Source organism: Hahella sp. NS-SX17 (assembly GCF_057367735.1).
On sequence record NZ_CM170632.1, the window covers coordinates 4,912,343 to 4,928,629 of the forward strand.

Genomic DNA, 16,287 nt, shown 5'->3' on the forward strand with positions numbered 1-16,287 from the left:
CGCTGGAACCGCTTCCGGTCAGAGATTGGCGGTATTGCGGGGTTATCTGGCGGTGCAGGTTGGCGGTGTGAAACTTCCATCGTGAATGCCCTGCAGACCAAAGCTGGTCGCTGCGTCTGGCCCTAGTGAGCCGTTGTAAGGCATGTTTTTCACGGTGAGGGTTTTACCGTCCGCGGACAGCGTGTACGCCCCGTTCCACAGGTTCACGATGGAAGTGGGTTCATCAAAGGTGAGAACGACTTCCCACCCGTTGATAGAAGACGATCCGTTATTGACGACTTTGACGTCGCCCAGCACATAACCGGTATTCCAGACATTCAGCCCGCCGACGCTGCATGAGATATCCCCGCCTGCGTCCGGTTCGGCGACGTTGATGACAATAGTGTCGGCGGCGTCCCCGATTTCCTGACCTTCGGCGGATACCGCAATGAGTTTCAGGGTGTAGCTTCCCTCTACAGAAGGAGCCGTCACATCCATCATGCCGGCGGCGTCCCCTTCCCCAACAAGTTCAGCATTCAAATACAGACGCACGCTGGGCGCGTTCTCCAGGCGATAACGCACAGTAAAGGACAGCCCCGGCGCCACTTCGAATCCGTCCGTAGGCGCGGTGATCTCAAGGGACGGCAGATCCGGCGCGTCGACGTCGACGACGACCTGCGCCTGTTGCGAGCGCCCACCGTCGTTGTCCAGCACGGTGTAGGTGAATGAATCCAACCCATGGTATCCGGCATGAGGCATATAGGTGACCGCTGGACCTGTTCCCGTCAGGGCGCCATGGGCGGGTTGCGTGTATTCATAGGCGACGATGGAGCCGTCGCTGTCTTCGCCCTGCAGGGTGATTTCGACAGGCTCGTCCATGCGCGCCGTGACAGTCAGAGACTGGGCCTGCGGCAGGCAGTTGACGCCGGAGTCGCCGCCGCAACCTGCGCCGGGTTCTTCACCCCAGACCAGTTCGGCGCCGTCATACAGCGCGATTTTGCTCGCTTTTTTGTAGACGCCGTCATAGCTGTCCCAGGATGGATCGCCTTCGTTGCCCCATTCGCTGGCGTTGGTATTGGTCGGCAATGAGAGTCTGAGTTGCACTTCCCTGCGGGATTCCGACTGTCCGCCTGGATAGATATTCACTCCCTGAAAAGACGCGTCGACGTAGTAGATATGATCGTCTGGATCGCCCCAGGACTGCAGGCCGCTCACTTCCGTCGCCTGGCTGTAGGCGGTGGTGACTTTGATGTCCTGCAGGCCATAACCGGCGGCGAACTCGTTGGAAAGGTCGACCCAGTAGCGGAAGCGCAGCTGCTCGCTGCCCCGCGCCGGCCAGGCGCTGTGGTTATGCACTTGCGCGGCGATTTCCACATAACGGGGACCGCTGGAGTTCAGTTTCGCTTCGGCATAAAACTCTTCGTCTTTTGCTTCCGCCTGGGGAAAAGCGTTATCAGGAATCGCATCGCCGCCAAAATCCAAGTAAAGGCGCGCCAAGGCGGAAGTAAAGCCAGCGTTATAATCCGTGGCCACTTCGTTTTTCACATAGTCGCCGCGATCATCCGCATAGTTGTCATTGCTATCAGGACCGCCTACCAGCGCCCCAATCAGCAAATGGCGGGACTGCTCCGGCGTACGCAGGTTGTTGGTCCAGGTTCCATGGGCCGTACGATGATGGGGATTGGTGGGATAGTTAGCGCCATAACCGATCTGATAGCTGACGCCCGCCGGATTGTTTCCGAGCAGATATTCAATCTGGCTGCGGCCGAAATCGTAATAGGCTTGCGCTTTCTCCGCCTTGACGCCGGCGTTGTTCAAAAAGTCCGCGTAGACCAGCGCAATGAAAGCGGTATTAGCGGCGTAGCGGTTAGCGCCCCACACATCCAGATAAGCCAGTCCGCCTGGGGTATAGTTCACCCGCTCGCCGTTGTAGCCGGTCGTCCAATAATCCAGCCAACGCTCCGCATCCGCCTGATAGCTGGCCTCCCCGGTGATCTGCGCCATCAGGACATAGGAGCCGTAGGCTTTGTTGTCCCAGGCGTGTCCCCACTTGTAGGCTTTAACGTCTTGCTGCCCTTCCCCGCCCAGCTTTTGATATTCCTGTTTCGCCTGCTGCAGGTAGCTGGCTTCGCCGGTGGCGCGATATAACCAGAGCGCGGACCAGACCAGTTCATCCTGATAACCGCTCCAGGATTTGTAGTAACTGCCGGCGTCAGTGATGCAATCGGAATATTTGCCGCGATAGGTATTGGCGAACTCATACAACTGGCTGGCGTGGGTCAGCAGTGTATTGGCGTATGCGCTGTCCACCGGTTTGAAAACCATGGCGATCGCCGCCAGCGCCGCGGCGGTTTCGCCCGCCAGATCCGAGCCCGGACAACTGGCGTCTATTTTATAAGACGGGCGCGCCATCGGCATGACTTCGGCGGAGCCCCACCATGCGTGGTCCGCGCCGCCGTTGCCAACCTGACCCCACAACTCATTGGGCGCGGTATGGGCTTTTACGAAATAATCGGCGACAAAACGCAGGTTATTAAGGATATGCTGCAACTGCCCTGATTGCTCGTATGCATCCCGGTACTCCACCGCGCCCCAGGCCAGCAGTGTCGCCGACGCCGCCATGGGGAAACCAAATTTGACATGATCGCCAGCGTCATACCAACCGCCGCTAAGGTCTTTGCCGACATCGGCGCCATCCTGAACAGCGGAGTCATCCCGCCATTCGACGCGATTCCATTCCGGCAGAACGCCAGACTGTTGGGCTTCATAGAAGTAAATGGATTTTTGCAGGGCTTCCCCATAATTCTCCTGCGCCATTCCCTGAGCGGAGATAAGTGAGCATCCGCCTAACAGAGCCCATACTGGTAGTTTTTTCATATTCCTTCTCCTTACTTCGCCATTCCGATTCACGTCAGCCGCATCACTCGCCGCAGGCAGGACGTTGGTCGCGTTTAATCTTCATGATCGACCCCAACAGGGTCAGGGTTGATTTTTGATCACTTCTGAAAACGTTTTCAACTATACGTAAAAATTTTTTACGCGTTAGTTCGACTATTTCACCTGCGTCGGCAAGGCTGCTCGCTTGCGTGGGCTTATATGATAAAAGCAGTCTAGTTTGCGAATGCCGGTTTGTAAAAAATGAACTGAAAAACGCCCTTTTTAACTAGATCAAAGCCGGATTCACAACGCAAAATAGCGCTATAAGCCTCTATTTCCGGCAATAATGATATGAAATCACGTAAAAAAGTATCGGGTTTTGGGTCTAGACCTGAATCGCCACTTTTTCTATACAAACGTCCCTTTCTCATCTGTTGCGCTGAATCATTAAGCGACCGCCCTGCAATGTTTTTCGTCATGTTTTTAACATTGCTTACATCCGTCTCCATGACTGCAAATTTATGAAATCGTTTTCTACAAACAGCATTATGCAAAGCTACGTCGGAAAAAACATAGGCAAGTCAGACTATGCCCTTTGAGTGAAAGAGCCCCACCACACTGACGCTTATTGAGCTTTTGTATTTGGAGCTATATCCTCGTGCGGATTTTCGCCTGCTTACCAAACGACGAGACCCGTATTGACCGCCGCCAAACCACGTATTCTTGTTATCGACGATGAACCGCAGATTCTACGCTTTCTGCGCATCAGCCTGCGTTCGGAAGGCTATGAGGTATTGCAGGCGGGTTCAGCCACTGAAGGATTGATGCTGGCGACCACAGAAACGCCGGATGTGATTGTGCTTGATCTGGGACTGCCGGACATGGACGGTCAGGAGGCGCTGAAGCAACTTCGGCGCACCAGCCGGACGCCGGTGTTAGTACTGTCCGTGCGCTCCTCGGAGGCGGAAAAAGTGGAGGCGCTGGATAATGGCGCCAACGACTACGTCACCAAGCCTTTCGGCATACGCGAGTTTGTCGCCCGTATCAGAGTACTGCTGCGGGATCGCGAACCAACAACGTTGCGACCTTCGGCAGAGAACTATCATTCCGCCGGCTTGCTGATCAACTTCGTAAAGCGCTCGGTCAGTCTGGATGGCGAGGACATCCATCTGTCCAAAAAGGAATATGCCCTGCTGGCGCGGCTGGCGGCCACGCCCGACCATGTGGTGACGCAACAGCAACTGCTGGCGGAAATCTGGGGGCCGACGCACAAAGAAGACACGCATTACCTGCGCATTGTGGTGGCCAAACTGAGAAATAAGCTCGGCGACGCCCCTTCCTCTCCCCGCTTTCTGGTGACGGAACAGGGCGTCGGCTATCGGCTGATCACCTACGAGGCGGAATAAGCCGCTGACAAAACCTCAGCGGATGAAGACTGAAAGCTGAGGATTACAGCGTGGTCCTCGCCCAACCGCCTGTTTCACCTGCGCGGCGTCCAGCGATCTGGCGCCGGTCCGGATTCCCCGGCTCAAAACGGACGCTGTTGCGTCGATCAGCATTAGTGCGGCGAGGTCCCGACCGGCGATCTATGCCGTTATAGTGTAAATCTCTTGAGGTAAAGTTAGCTGGCATGAGCAGTCCTGTATTTTCTAATTTGTATTAGTAGCTTGTTTCATCGGCAATATCCTGATTATGCCTCAACCCCGCTTCCCAGCAATAAACCCACGATATTACTATTTATTAATAAGTTAAACCTTATCAATAAAACAATATTTTATAAAATCCATATTTTTCATTCAGTTAAATATATGTAAAGCGAAATAATCAACAGAATTTTTATGAATTTGTTCCGGTAATTACCTAATTATTGAGAGGATTAATCCTCACTCATATATTTCAAGTAAACTGCCATTTACATATTACAAATTGAATCTGATATAAATGAGAATTCATCGCAAAAAAGACCAAAATACAATCATATAAACGGATATCGGCATCAGTCTTTCACCTCCCCCATCTAAAAATAAGCCGATTTTCCCCCAAGCCACGCTCTACCCGATCCTATACCGCCTCCCGCATCATAAGTCCTGTTTTTGTTGATTCATCTTTTAGAGAAGTATCGGGAGTCGCGAAGTCATGGATTATTCAGCCGCATTAGTGGGATTAGGTATTTATTTGCTGATATGGGAAAAGCTGCCGGAATGGGGAACCTGGTTTAGTCGCATGATTGCAAGCCTGCCCCGCCCTCTGGCGAAACTATACGAGGATTGGCGTTGCCCCTACTGTTCAGGGTTCTGGATCGCCTTGGCGCTGCATGGTTTGGTGGGGATGACGACGTTGGGCGGGACATTCAAGCCAGCATTTGACGCAGCATGGCTGACAACGCCAATGATATGGTTTCTCGACGCCCTGGCCACGGCGACGCTTATTCTCATTGGTAAATTGGCCCTAAGCGCCCTGTCGGGGCCAGCGCTTAAAGGACATCAGATGACCATGGAGTTCAAACGGACGCTGGCGGCGAAGACAGAAAGCGCCTGAAACCAATGCGGCTCAGTCGTCGAACTCGGCGAGCCGCAGCCCCTTCTTCACGTAGTTTTCCAGCCGCACGCCAAATGCTCCGTTAGGGTGAATCTCCTTGATGCGCAGCGGTTTGCCTGCATCGGTCAGGCAATTGATGGAAAGGTCGAGAATGCTTTCTTTACGCAGTTGTTTTTTCTCATCCAGCACCAGCAAAACCTTGGGCTTAAGACGATATTCATTGTTGGAGCGCACAATGATGCCGACTTCGCCGCTGCTGAGTTCCGCAATATGGCCCGCCGGATACACGCCCATCGTCTTGATGAAGAATTCCGCCACCTCCAGGTCAAAGTGCTTGCCTCTAACATCATAGATGATGCGCAGAGACTCCAGCGCAGACATGGGATCTTTATAGACCCGGGCGGATGTCATGGCGTCATAGGCGTCCACGACGCCGACTATTTTCGCCTTGAGAGGGATCTGGTGCGCAGCCAGTCCTCGCGGATACCCGGTTCCATCCACCTTTTCATGATGGCTGTATGCGACGTCCACCGCGCTCTTGGGAGCAGAAGACAGCGAAATAAGAATATCCCTGCCGTACTGGGAATGCTGCTTCATGATCTCAAATTCATCCTTGTCCAGACTGCCTGGCTTATTGAGAATTTCATCCGGCACCTTGACCTTGCCTACGTCATGCAACATTCCGCAAACGCCGATATCCACCATTTCAGACTCGTTGAACCCCATCTCCCGCCCAATAATGATGGACAAAATGCAAACACGCAGGCAATGTTCAGCGGTGTAGTCATCTTTATCTTTAATCAGGGACAGCCATTGCAGCGCGTTCGGGTTACGCATGATGCTGTCGACGATATCCGTTACGGCGACGGTCACCGCCTCCATATCTATATCACGGCCCAGCTTCACGGCGCGAAACACATCATGAATCGTCTGTCTGGCCTGTCCCAATGAGGTGGACGCTTTGCTCAGCTCCCGATAAGCGGGCACTTTGTGAACCAGACGCGTCTTCTCTTTCTTGACCCTGGTACGGACCTTTTTGCCACTGGGCGCCGTGACGACTTTCTCTTCCTCAACCACTTCCGTTTCCGACTGCACATAGACGAACTCACACTGCGTCTGCAGCTCCTGAATGTCGCGCCAGTCATAAATGAAGAACCCCTGATAAAGAAACGAGGTTTCTTCCCATGGACGGTCCAAACGGGCCACGTACATGCCCACCTGAAGTTCAGACACAGGAATTTTGACAAGGGATCGGCTACTTTGCGGCATCAGTGACACTGGGTTCTCATCGGCGTTATTGCTGGTTGTCTCGCAGCGCTGTCGTCATTTTCAGTCTAGCAAAGGTTAGTCGTAATCTATCAGTGGCCAGAGCGTGAAAAGCCAGCCATTTTAACGGAGTCGCCGTCCATGTGAATAAGAAAATGCCGCCTTGACGGAGCAGCGCGCATAAGCGGAATACTTGACTAATATGGTTGTATTTAGCCCACATAAGGCTAGGCTTTTACATAGACGCCCATGAGCGCCAGCCGCTACGCCTTCTGAGCCTCTCATTTAACGTCCTTCAGTAGGGCCGAGAATGACTGATTCAGAAAGTTCGCTTCACCAACGTACTGTCGAAATATTCACATGCCTATCTATGGCCGCTCCAAATTCAAAGCGCTACCGCTGAAGGCAAGCTTAACGCTGGTTTTTGGCTTTATGATGTGCGCGCTGGCCGCTTTGCTCACCTTCGTTATTGGCAGTCTGGCGCGAGAGCCGCTTGTGCGAGAACAATCAGCGGCGATTGAAGCCGTCGCTTATCAAGTAGCGGACAAGCTTGACCGCAGTCTCTACGAGCGCTACCGCGACCTGTCCCTCGCCGCCTCCATCACCACGCCCGCTGGTCCCTTGCTGCAAAACAAGAAGCTGGCTCGGGCATGGCTCAACGAGTTAAAGCAAAAATTTCCTCTCTACGCCTGGATCGGCTACGCCGACTCGGACGGCAAAGTTCAGGTGAGCACAGGCGGCATGCTGGAAGGGGCGGATGTCTCTGCGCGCCCCTGGTTTCAGCATGGTCTGGTCGCCCCCTTCTTCGGCGATGTGCACAAGGCGTTGTTACTCGCCAATCTGATGCCGTCCCGCGAGGAACCATGGCGGTTTGTGGACGCATCCATTCCAATCAAGTCTGCTGACGGACAGGTGCTGGGAGTGTTAGGCGCGCATTTGAGTTGGGACTGGGCGGAGCAACTCAGTCTGGAAGTGTTGCGGCCTTTATTAAAACGACACGCCGTAGAAGCCTTGATTGTTGACGACGACGGGGTCGTACTAATGGGTCCAGAGCACCTGGCGAACGCCCCTCTCCCCATCAGTCCGCCCCTCCTTCCCGGCGCGGAATCAGTAACATTTGTAAGCGCATGGCCCGAGGAAGGCGAGTTTCTTTGCGCCCTGATCGTCAGCGATGGATATGAGCGTTTAAAAGACTTTCACTGGCGCATACTGATTCGCCAGAACGTAGACGCCGCGTTCGGCGAAATTCAACGCCTGCAGGGCGAAATACTGCTATGGGGACTCCTTTTCGGCGTCCTGTTTATCGCTCTCGTCTGGCCCGCGTCGATATGGATCACTAAACCACTGTCCCTGCTCTCTCAGTCCGCCGCCCTCTTCGCCAGGGAGCGCGTGGTATCGTCGCCGCCTCAGGCGCTGTATAAGGAAGGGGTCGAGCTGGCGAAGTCATTAAGCAGTATGATGAACGACCTCGCCGCTCAGGAACAGGAGTTAACCCGGTTGAATCAAACACTGGAGCTTCGGGTTAATAAGCGCACGGAAGAACTGAGCAACGCATTGAAAGTTCTGGGGGCCAGCGAACGCAAGCTGAAAACCATCACCGACAGTCTGCCAGTGCTGGTGGCCTATGCGGACAGGCAGGAGCGCTACCAGTTTAATAACGCTGTATATAAAAAATGGTTCAGCCTGGACCCTCAGGAACTACATGGGCGCACTATCGCCGAGGTCCTGGGAGACGCGAAGTACTCAGAGGCCTCTCCCTATATTCAAAAAGCCCTGGCTGGCCAGCGCGCATGTTTCGAAAGCCAACAGCCAGTAAACGGTCGTCAGCACTACTACGAAATCAACTACATCCCCGACATCAACAGTCATGGCGACACCTGCGGCTTTTTCATCATGATCTCCGATATCACTGAACGAAAAAAGCACGAGTCAGGATTGCGCTGGCAACTGCAACATGACCCGTTGACCGGAGTCCTCAACCGTCAAGGACTAAAAATACTGTTGGAGCTGGCGGTGGAACGCGCTGGTCGCAGTCTCTCCGGCATAGCAGTGATGTTTTTGGATCTGGATCATTTCAAGTCCATCAACGACACCTATGGCCATGACGCGGGAGATATATTGCTTCGCGCGACCGCGGATCGACTCATGATGGCTGTGCGTAAAACCGACAGTATCGCGCGCATCGCCGGCGATGAGTTTGTGGTGGTGCTGGAGGCGCTCGCCCAGCCGACACAGGACGCCTCCTTCGTCGCAGGTAAAATCCACAAAGCTCTGCAAGAGCTCTTAGCGCTGGTGAGAAATCAACAGATTAAGGTAACCGCCAGCATCGGCGTGGCGGTAGCAATAGGCGATCGCAGCCTGACGCCGGAGATGCTGGTGGCGCGGGCGGATGAAGCTATGTATGAAGCCAAACGCCAGGGTCGCAACGCTTTTGTGGTGTGGGAGTTAAACCCGCTTAAGGCAACTTGAAGACCTGAATCTTGTCCTGAAGTCCGCGGGTCAACTGGCTTAAGGATTTCGCCTTTTCTTCCAGCGCGCGCAAGTCCTGGGAGGTTTCTTCAGCCAGATCTCTGACCGCCCCAACACTTTGATCAATAGAGCCAATGGTCGCCGACTGCTCTTCTGTCGCGGAAGCGATTTGCAGACTCAGGTTGTTGAGGGCGTCGATGCTGGAGGCGATCTGTTCAAGGGATGTCATGGTTTTCGCCACCGACTCACTGCTGCGGGATACCTCTCCAATCCCGTTACTCATTGAGGTGACGGTACTGTCCATGCCTTCTCTCAGTTTAGCGATGTTGGATTCGATTTCGCCTGTCGACTCCTGCGTCCGCTTCGCCAGCGTTCTCACTTCGTCCGCCACCACGGCGAAGCCGCGTCCCTGTTCACCGGCTCGGGCCGCCTCAATCGCTGCGTTAAGCGCAAGGAGATTGGTCTGCTCGGCGATGCTTTTGATGACCTGAAGGACATTCTCAATCTGGGAGAACTCCTGCGACAAGGCGTTGACCTGCCCAGACGCGTCATCAAAGCAGGTTTTTAAGCGTTTCATGTTGTTGATGGACTGACGCCCTACTCCATTTGCGGTGGAAGCGTATTCAGTTGCTTCCGCAACGGAGGTCTTGGCCTGATTGGTGGATGCGGCGATCTCCTCCATGGCGGCGGTCATTTCGGTAATCGCCGTAGCCACCATGTCCGTCTCGTTCGCCTGCCTCTCGATTCTGCCGTTGGAGTCAGCGGTCAAGCGGGCGACCGTTGAAGAATCGTCCGCCACATGGCTGATCAACGATCGGGCGTCGCCGAGAATATCTCTGAAGCGACCAACAAGACTGTTAAAGCCCTTCGCCATCATGCCGATTTCGTCTTGACTGCTATGGTCGGAACGAAGGGTTAAATCCGCATTTTTTTCCACATCGCCAATTAACCGATATAGATTCAACACCGGCCTTTCGATCTTCTTGAGCACAACCAGATATCCCGCCGCCGCCGCGAGCGCCAGCAGTATCAGGAAACAGATCAACGCCAGAATTATATTCGACACCGTATTCTGAATGCCGGAAAGCTGTTGGCTGGTGCGCGCCTCCAGCGCTTTGAAGAACTCATCAATTGGGCGCATGATCTTGGCTTTCTCACGATGGTAGTCCTGACCGTGCATCAATTCTCTGGCCCGCTCCAGACTGCCGCCCTCCACCGCTTTCATCGCCTCAACTTCCAGATTCACCAGGCCATCCGAGTTCTGCTGCGCCTCTTTGAGCAAATCAAACTCTTTTTGCGAGAAGCCGAGATTCTCCATCATCTTCTGCAGAGATATCACATCGCCGTCCGGCTTGGGTTTGTCCCCCGCATTCAGCACCAAATCCCAATAGATACGATGATATTCTTGCGGACGCGCTTTAACGCCATTGCGGATATCCAGGACGGTCAGATACATCTCTTTGTACTTGGGGTCGCCCGTCACCACATAAGTGCGCGCCAGCCGGGTCAAGTCATCCGAACTCTGCCGCAACTCATCCGCCCGCTGGTAGGAAGCGTAACGGGTTTCCGTCGTTTGCTTCAGCGCCGTCACTTCCGAACGCAAATAGAACGCCAGTAAGAAGTTGGCCAGGGTGCTGACGATGATCACGCCAAAGATAGTCATGAATAGCGGACGAATCTTCACAATGTGTTTTCCCCTCTCTGAAATAGGACTCGCCCCGAGGAACACATACATTCGCATGACCAATGCACTGCGATACCGCGCACACCGCAGGAGAGAGTGATTACGTCCCTTGGGGCTGATTCATGTAGAAGAAGTATAGAACAGATAAGTCAGGCGCGATGGCGGATGCCAAACGCCGCCTGGTCAGAACGGCGGCGCCCGTCCAGCGAGCGCCTTAAGAGCGGTGCGGGATGACGCCTTACAGGTCGTCTTCATCCGCTTTATTGTTTTTACGCTGGGCCTTGAGTTGATTGAAGTAGAACTCATAGCTGTTAGCGAAATCTTCGGAGAATTTCCCTTGAAACGCCTGCTCTTCATCTTTGCGCAGCTTGTTATAGGCTTTCAGGTATTCGTCCCAGTATTTACGGTGATTGCCGCCAAACCAGGGCTGTCCGTGCTTGTTGTCGATGTGTTTGGCGATCTGCTCCGGATCGAGCGACTTGATAATCCGGGTGTATAACCCCCTTACGGATTTATACAGCGCGCGCTGGTGATCACGTATATCGGCGAACGCTTCTTTCATCGCTTCATCGGCGGACAAGTATGTCGTCCCCTGCTTCAGGAGCAGATTCTCCAACGCCACTTCAGGAGTGGGCGAGAATTTAAGGGGGTTGTTTTCCGCCACACGAATCTGAGTCTGATTGATGCGCAGCTCATTCTTGAGCGACTGTTTTTCACGCAACGTCGTGAGAACGCCCTCCACCGCCTCCCGCAGCAAATCCATGGATTTATCAACGACCTGCTTATGCGCTTCTTCCGACAGCGTCATCATACCCAGGGCCTGAGTCAGCCAGTCCGGGGTCATGTCCTTCTTGCTGAACTGCGAGGTTTGCTCATCCTGATCAGGCTCGGCAGTCGCCGCCTCTTCCGCCGTCGGTTCCGCGTCAACGGACGCGTCTTCATCAACACGGGGGGAGGTCTGGTTCACCAATGTCGGCGCTTCCACATCTTCGATAATTTCCGCATCCAGGATGCCGTCGTCCAAGTCCGCATCGCTCTGCGGGTCCAGGTCATCCGGCCTCTCCGCCGCTACCTGCTCTGGCGGCACGGCGGTGGTATTCGCCGCATGCTGGTAGACCGGCCAGGGTTCCTCGCCGGAACCAATCCAGTCATCCAAATCTGACATAGCGGTTTGAGAAGCAATATCGGATGAAATTCGGGTCGCCTCGATATCCGAGTCAGGCGCAAACATCTGCGTACGATCGTCGCTGGGCTCCGCCAGCTCCACTTGCAGCTCATACTGCCCAAGCATCAGGCGGTCGCCGTTCTTGAGCGGCTCTGGGTGGCCTTTGATAAGGGGGTGTCCCAGATGATTCAGGTAGCTGCCGTTAGTGCTGATATCAATAAAGCTGTATCGACTTCCGTCGAACTCGATCCGTCCGTGGTCCGAGGATACATACCGATTGGCGTCCGGCAGCACCAGGGAGTTCGTGGTCGCTCTCCCTATGGTCGCGCCGTCTTTGCCGACGGTAACAGTCACCCCAGACATGTCGCTTCCGGGGGGACATTTAGTCACTTTGAGGATGAGTTCCATTTACTTATTCACTGTTCTTAAATTTTAGACAAAACATCAGGCGTATAAGCGCCAAATGAAGGTGAAAACAGTCATTCTTTTTTCACAAAGTTTACGGCGACGCCAAAGGGTCATGCAATGCTTATCCACCCGTAAACCCGCGTGGCCGCTTACATGACAGTTGATAGCATCATCGTTATATAGAATACTATATAGCGCTTAGGGAAGGATTCGACGTCCATTCCCGTCACCACCAACACTTACAGTTATGAGCATAGCGCCGATCAGGGGCCCGTTGATAATCGGTCCCAAGATGAATGCGCCAGCACGGAGATAAACCGATGGAGACGGATAGGCGTTGCTCCAGCCTCCCGGATGAACAACGATGAGTGAAAATAACGATAGCGCCGGGGTGTTGAAGTTGGCGGGAGAATTCTGGCTGAACCAGAACCTGCGCGGTATGCAGGGAGGGTCCCGCATCACTCTCCTGGAGCATATCGACGGCGCCGGCTCCATCACCAGGGCGGCCAAGCTCACCGGCGTCAGTTACAAAACCGCCTGGGACGCCGTGGACGCGATGAATAATTTATCACCGCGCCCGCTGGTGGAGCGGATCACCGGTGGCAAACAAGGCGGCGGGGCCCGACTGACTACGCAAGGGCGCAAGCTGGTGTCCGCCTATCGGGCGATGGAAACGCACTACTCTGCGCTATTAAGCCGCCTACAGCGGGATATTGACGATTTTGACGATATACATGGAGTCCTGCAGGCCATGACGATGAAAACCAGCGCACGCAATCAGTTTCGGGGGACCGTCAGCCGCGTTCAGGCGGGCGCAGTGAACGCAGAAGTCGCCCTGAGCCTGGGAGACGATCTGGAACTGGTGGCGGTAGTGACGCAGGAGTCAGTTCAGGATCTTGGACTCATGCCGGGGCGCGAAGCCTGCGCCATTATAAAGTCCAGTTTCGTCATTCTGGCGAAAGACGAGAGTTTACGACTTAGCGCTCGCAACCGCCTGTGCGGCGTCGTCTCCGATATTCGTCACGGCCAGGTGAATGCAGAGGTGCGCGTGCGCCTGAACGGGGACCGCACATTGACCGCCATCATCACGGAACAAAGTCTGGAGGACCTGGGTCTGACGCAGGGCGCTCCCTGTCAGGCTTACGTCAAAGCGTCCCATATCATTCTGGCGGTCAATCAATAACGCACTCCGTCGTAGAGCGCGACCAGGGTTCTGCGACGCATCAGCGACGACGCCAAAAACGCCGCCCTGAGAAGCAGGGCTTATCAACACGAAAAGGAACTGTACATGTTGAAACGCTATACTGTCGTTCACGCGCTCGCGACGACTATTCTTACCTTCTCTCTGACGGCGCAGGCCAAAGCAGATGAGGTGTTGGCGGCGGTGTCCGCCAATTTCACTTCCGCCATTCAGGCGCTGGCTCCCGACTTTGAGGCTCAGACCGGCCATCATCTCAAACCCAGCTTCGGCTCTACTGGCAAGCTTTACGCGCAAATCACCAACGGAGCGCCTTTTGAAATATTTCTCGCGGCGGACGACGTGCGCAGTAAAAAAGCCATCGAGGCTGGAGTTGGCGTAGCAGGCGCCAACTTTGTCTACGCCAGCGGGCGTCTGGCGTTATGGAGCAAAGATCCAATCCATGGCGAGGACGGCCGCCAGTGGCTGGAACTCAACAAAGGCAAACTGGCCATCGCCAATCCCAAAACCGCGCCTTACGGCGCCGCAGCGATCCAAGCCATGCAATCACTCAAACTTTACGAGCATCTGCAACCACAGCTGGTGTTTGGCGAGAACATTTCGCAAACCTATCAGTTCGTTTACAGCGGCGCAGCGACACTGGGCTTTGTCGCCCTATCGCAAGTGATCGCCATGGATGAAGCCGAGCGCGGCGCTTATTGGCTGGTCCCTCAATCTCTGTATACGCCAATCCGGCAGGAAGGCGTCCTGTTGACCAAAGGTCAGGATAACCCGGCGGCGGTGGCGTTTATCGACTACCTGAAATCCCCCCGCGCCCGCTCGATCATCGAATCCTTTGGTTACAATGTTGAAGAATAAGGAGAAATGCCGATAATGACGCCCTATTTCATCCCGATATCCGGCATAAGGAACTTGATTAGATGAATGCTTTGGGCGTTCAGGGGCTGGTCGACTGGCAGGCGGTGTGGATCACGCTGAAACTGGCGGGGCTGACCACCCTGATTCTGATGGCGCTGGGCACGGCGATCGCCTGGGGACTGGCGCAGAGTCGACACTGGAGCAAACGTCCGCTGGAGGCGATCATCTCTCTGCCTTTGGTGCTGCCGCCCACGGTACTGGGCTTCTATCTGTTGCTGCTGTTAGGCCCCAAAGGCCCGATTGGCGAGATCACTCAAGCCCTGGGATTGGGCGTGCTGCCCTTTACTTTTCCCGGCCTGGTTGTCGCTTCCGTCATTTATTCGCTGCCCTTCGCGGTGCAGCCTATTCAGAACGCTTTCGAGACCTTGGGCGATCGTCCCCTGGAAGTCGCCGCCACCTTGCGCGCCTCCCCCTGGGATAGATTCATGACCGTCGCGCTGCCGCTGTCCCGTTCCGGGCTTATCACCGCCGCTGTACTGGTGTTCGCCCATACGATTGGCGAATTCGGCATCGTGCTCATGATCGGCGGCGCCATCGCTGGCGAAACCAAAGTCCTGTCGGTGGCCATTTATGACCATGTGGAAGCCATCGAATACACGCAGGCTAATATTCTCTCCGCTGGCATGCTGATCTTTTCCTTCACAGTGCTGTTGGCGTTGCAGGTTATCCGCAAGCCAGCGAAGGTGATCGCATGAACGACGATATCTCCGCGTCTTTCTTCTCTCACAAAGGCGACTTCACCCTGGATGTGGCGTTCACCACGCCAGGCCAGGGAGTCACCGCTCTGTTTGGCCGCTCCGGCTCCGGCAAGACCACGCTGCTGCGTTTTATCGCCGGTCTGGAGCGAGCGGAAAAAGGAGCCTTGCAAATCAAGGACGAAGTCTGGCAGAGCACAGATCTTTTCGTTCCACCGCATCGTCGCGCCCTTGGCTACGTGTTCCAGGAACCAAGCCTGTTCGCCCACTTATCAGTCATGGACAACCTGCTCTACGGCTACCAGCGCATTCCGCAATGGGAACGCAGGGTAGCGCCGGAAGAGGTCATTCGCTGGCTTGAACTGGAGCCGCTGATTGGACGCAATACACCTTCACTGTCAGGCGGACAACGGCAACGGGTCGCGATTGGTCGCGCCCTGCTCACCAGCCCGAAGCTACTGTTGATGGATGAGCCTTTGGCCAGCCTGGATTTACAGAGCAAGGAAGAGATCCTTCCCTATCTGGATGAACTGTTTCAGCAATTGGACATTCCTGTTTTCTACGTGAGCCACTCGCCCGATGAGGTCATGCGCCTGGCTTCGCATCTGGTGCTGCTGGACCATGGCTGCGTTCGCGCCGGCGGTCCCATCAACGAGTTGCTCACCCGCCCCGATCTGCCTCTGGCGCACTTGGAAGAAGCCAGCGCCGTCGTGCACGCCACCATCCAGGCTCATGACCTGGAATATCACCAGACCCTGCTGAACGTCCCTGGCGGCGTGCTGGCGGTGCACCATAAACAGGGCCCCATTGGCCAACAGGTCAGGCTTCGCATTCACGCCAAGGACGTCAGCCTGGCGCTGAAGCCGCCCGAGTTGAGCAGTATCTCCAACTGCATTCCCGTCAAGGTTATCGATATCAACGCGGACAGAGAGGCATCGCAGGTGGTGGTGCGCCTGGCTCTGGGTGAAGAAACGATCCTCGCCCGCATCACCCGTCGCTCTATTGATCAATTAAGTATTGAGAGAGGCATGCAGGTGTTCGCCCAGGTGAAAAGCGTGGCCTTGATCGACTAACCGCCTGAAAAAGAGAA

At 54.9% G+C, this 16,287-nt stretch carries 12 protein-coding genes; 7 read left to right on the forward strand and 5 right to left on the reverse strand.

Annotated elements, in window-relative coordinates; all coding sequences use genetic code 11:
- Positions 1–42: 42 nt before the first annotated feature.
- Together AC2IBB_RS21805 and AC2IBB_RS21810 are read right to left on the reverse strand one after the other, a co-directional pair.
- Positions 43–2,856: a glycoside hydrolase family 9 protein gene (locus AC2IBB_RS21805; protein WP_486328846.1), complete on the reverse strand. Its 2,814-nt coding sequence runs from the start codon at positions 2,854–2,856 to the stop codon at positions 43–45.
- 233 nt (positions 2,857–3,089) lie between these two features.
- Positions 3,090–3,335 (reverse strand): hypothetical protein, encoded by a 246-nt coding sequence (locus AC2IBB_RS21810; RefSeq protein ID WP_486328847.1) that lies wholly within the window; start codon positions 3,333–3,335, stop codon positions 3,090–3,092.
- A gap of 219 nt (positions 3,336–3,554) precedes the next feature.
- Between AC2IBB_RS21810 and AC2IBB_RS21815 the strand changes: the two genes are divergently transcribed.
- Both AC2IBB_RS21815 and AC2IBB_RS21820 read left to right on the forward strand, forming a co-directional pair.
- Positions 3,555–4,262: a response regulator gene (locus AC2IBB_RS21815; RefSeq protein ID WP_486328848.1), complete on the forward strand. Its 708-nt coding sequence runs from the start codon at positions 3,555–3,557 to the stop codon at positions 4,260–4,262.
- A 730-nt stretch (positions 4,263–4,992) separates the two neighbouring features.
- Positions 4,993–5,394, forward strand: coding sequence for a hypothetical protein (locus AC2IBB_RS21820; protein WP_486328849.1), 402 nt, complete (start codon positions 4,993–4,995; stop codon positions 5,392–5,394).
- A 12-nt stretch (positions 5,395–5,406) separates the two neighbouring features.
- Here AC2IBB_RS21820 and AC2IBB_RS21825 read toward each other — a convergent pair whose 3' ends face one another.
- On the reverse strand, positions 5,407–6,627 hold the full coding sequence (locus tag AC2IBB_RS21825; RefSeq protein ID WP_486328850.1) for a cyclic di-GMP phosphodiesterase: 1,221 nt from the start codon (positions 6,625–6,627) through the stop codon (positions 5,407–5,409).
- A gap of 393 nt (positions 6,628–7,020) precedes the next feature.
- Here AC2IBB_RS21825 and AC2IBB_RS21830 point away from each other — a divergent pair, with 393 nt between their 5' ends.
- Positions 7,021–9,129, forward strand: coding sequence for a sensor domain-containing diguanylate cyclase (locus AC2IBB_RS21830; RefSeq protein WP_486328851.1), 2,109 nt, complete (start codon positions 7,021–7,023; stop codon positions 9,127–9,129).
- On the opposite strand, the gene AC2IBB_RS21835 is transcribed toward AC2IBB_RS21830, so the two are convergent.
- The gene (locus AC2IBB_RS21835; RefSeq protein ID WP_486328852.1) at positions 9,116–10,813 is read right to left on the reverse strand and encodes a methyl-accepting chemotaxis protein; all 1,698 of its coding nucleotides are present in this window, start codon (positions 10,811–10,813) and stop codon (positions 9,116–9,118) included. The genes AC2IBB_RS21830 and AC2IBB_RS21835 overlap by 14 nt on opposite strands.
- 238 nt (positions 10,814–11,051) lie before the next feature.
- A complete protein-coding gene (gene tagH / locus AC2IBB_RS21840; protein WP_486328853.1) occupies positions 11,052–12,341 on the reverse strand; it encodes a type VI secretion system-associated FHA domain protein TagH in 1,290 nt (429 codons plus the stop codon).
- A gap of 409 nt (positions 12,342–12,750) precedes the next feature.
- Between tagH and AC2IBB_RS21845 the strand changes: the two genes are divergently transcribed.
- From AC2IBB_RS21845 to modC, 4 genes are all read left to right on the forward strand, one after another.
- A complete protein-coding gene (locus AC2IBB_RS21845; protein ID WP_486328854.1) occupies positions 12,751–13,569 on the forward strand; it encodes a TOBE domain-containing protein in 819 nt (272 codons plus the stop codon).
- 105 nt (positions 13,570–13,674) lie between these two features.
- The gene (gene modA, locus AC2IBB_RS21850; RefSeq protein WP_486328855.1) at positions 13,675–14,442 is read left to right on the forward strand and encodes a molybdate ABC transporter substrate-binding protein; all 768 of its coding nucleotides are present in this window, start codon (positions 13,675–13,677) and stop codon (positions 14,440–14,442) included.
- 62 nt (positions 14,443–14,504) lie between these two features.
- Positions 14,505–15,197: a molybdate ABC transporter permease subunit gene (gene modB, locus AC2IBB_RS21855; protein WP_486328856.1), complete on the forward strand. Its 693-nt coding sequence runs from the start codon at positions 14,505–14,507 to the stop codon at positions 15,195–15,197.
- A complete protein-coding gene (modC, locus tag AC2IBB_RS21860; protein ID WP_486328857.1) occupies positions 15,194–16,270 on the forward strand; it encodes a molybdenum ABC transporter ATP-binding protein in 1,077 nt (358 codons plus the stop codon). The genes modB and modC overlap by 4 nt, the downstream gene beginning before the upstream one ends.
- The last annotated feature ends 17 nt before the right edge of the window (positions 16,271–16,287 follow it).

What these genes read in the sequence shown, in the direction of transcription:
- AC2IBB_RS21805 (WP_486328846.1), bottom strand. Translation starts at nt 2,856, where the DNA reads ATGAAAAAACTACCAGTATGGGCTCTGTTAGGCGGATGCTCACTTATC.
- AC2IBB_RS21810 (WP_486328847.1), bottom strand. Translation starts at nt 3,335, where the DNA reads ATGACGAAAAACATTGCAGGGCGGTCGCTTAATGATTCAGCGCAACAG.
- AC2IBB_RS21820 (WP_486328849.1), top strand. Translation starts at nt 4,993, where the DNA reads ATGGATTATTCAGCCGCATTAGTGGGATTAGGTATTTATTTGCTGATA.
- AC2IBB_RS21830 (WP_486328851.1), top strand. Translation starts at nt 7,021, where the DNA reads ATGCCTATCTATGGCCGCTCCAAATTCAAAGCGCTACCGCTGAAGGCA.
- tagH (WP_486328853.1), bottom strand. Translation starts at nt 12,341, where the DNA reads ATGTCTGGGGTGACTGTTACCGTCGGCAAAGACGGCGCGACCATAGGG.
- AC2IBB_RS21845 (WP_486328854.1), top strand. Translation starts at nt 12,751, where the DNA reads ATGAGTGAAAATAACGATAGCGCCGGGGTGTTGAAGTTGGCGGGAGAA.
- modA (WP_486328855.1), top strand. Translation starts at nt 13,675, where the DNA reads ATGTTGAAACGCTATACTGTCGTTCACGCGCTCGCGACGACTATTCTT.
- modB (WP_486328856.1), top strand. Translation starts at nt 14,505, where the DNA reads ATGAATGCTTTGGGCGTTCAGGGGCTGGTCGACTGGCAGGCGGTGTGG.
- modC (WP_486328857.1), top strand. Translation starts at nt 15,194, where the DNA reads ATGAACGACGATATCTCCGCGTCTTTCTTCTCTCACAAAGGCGACTTC.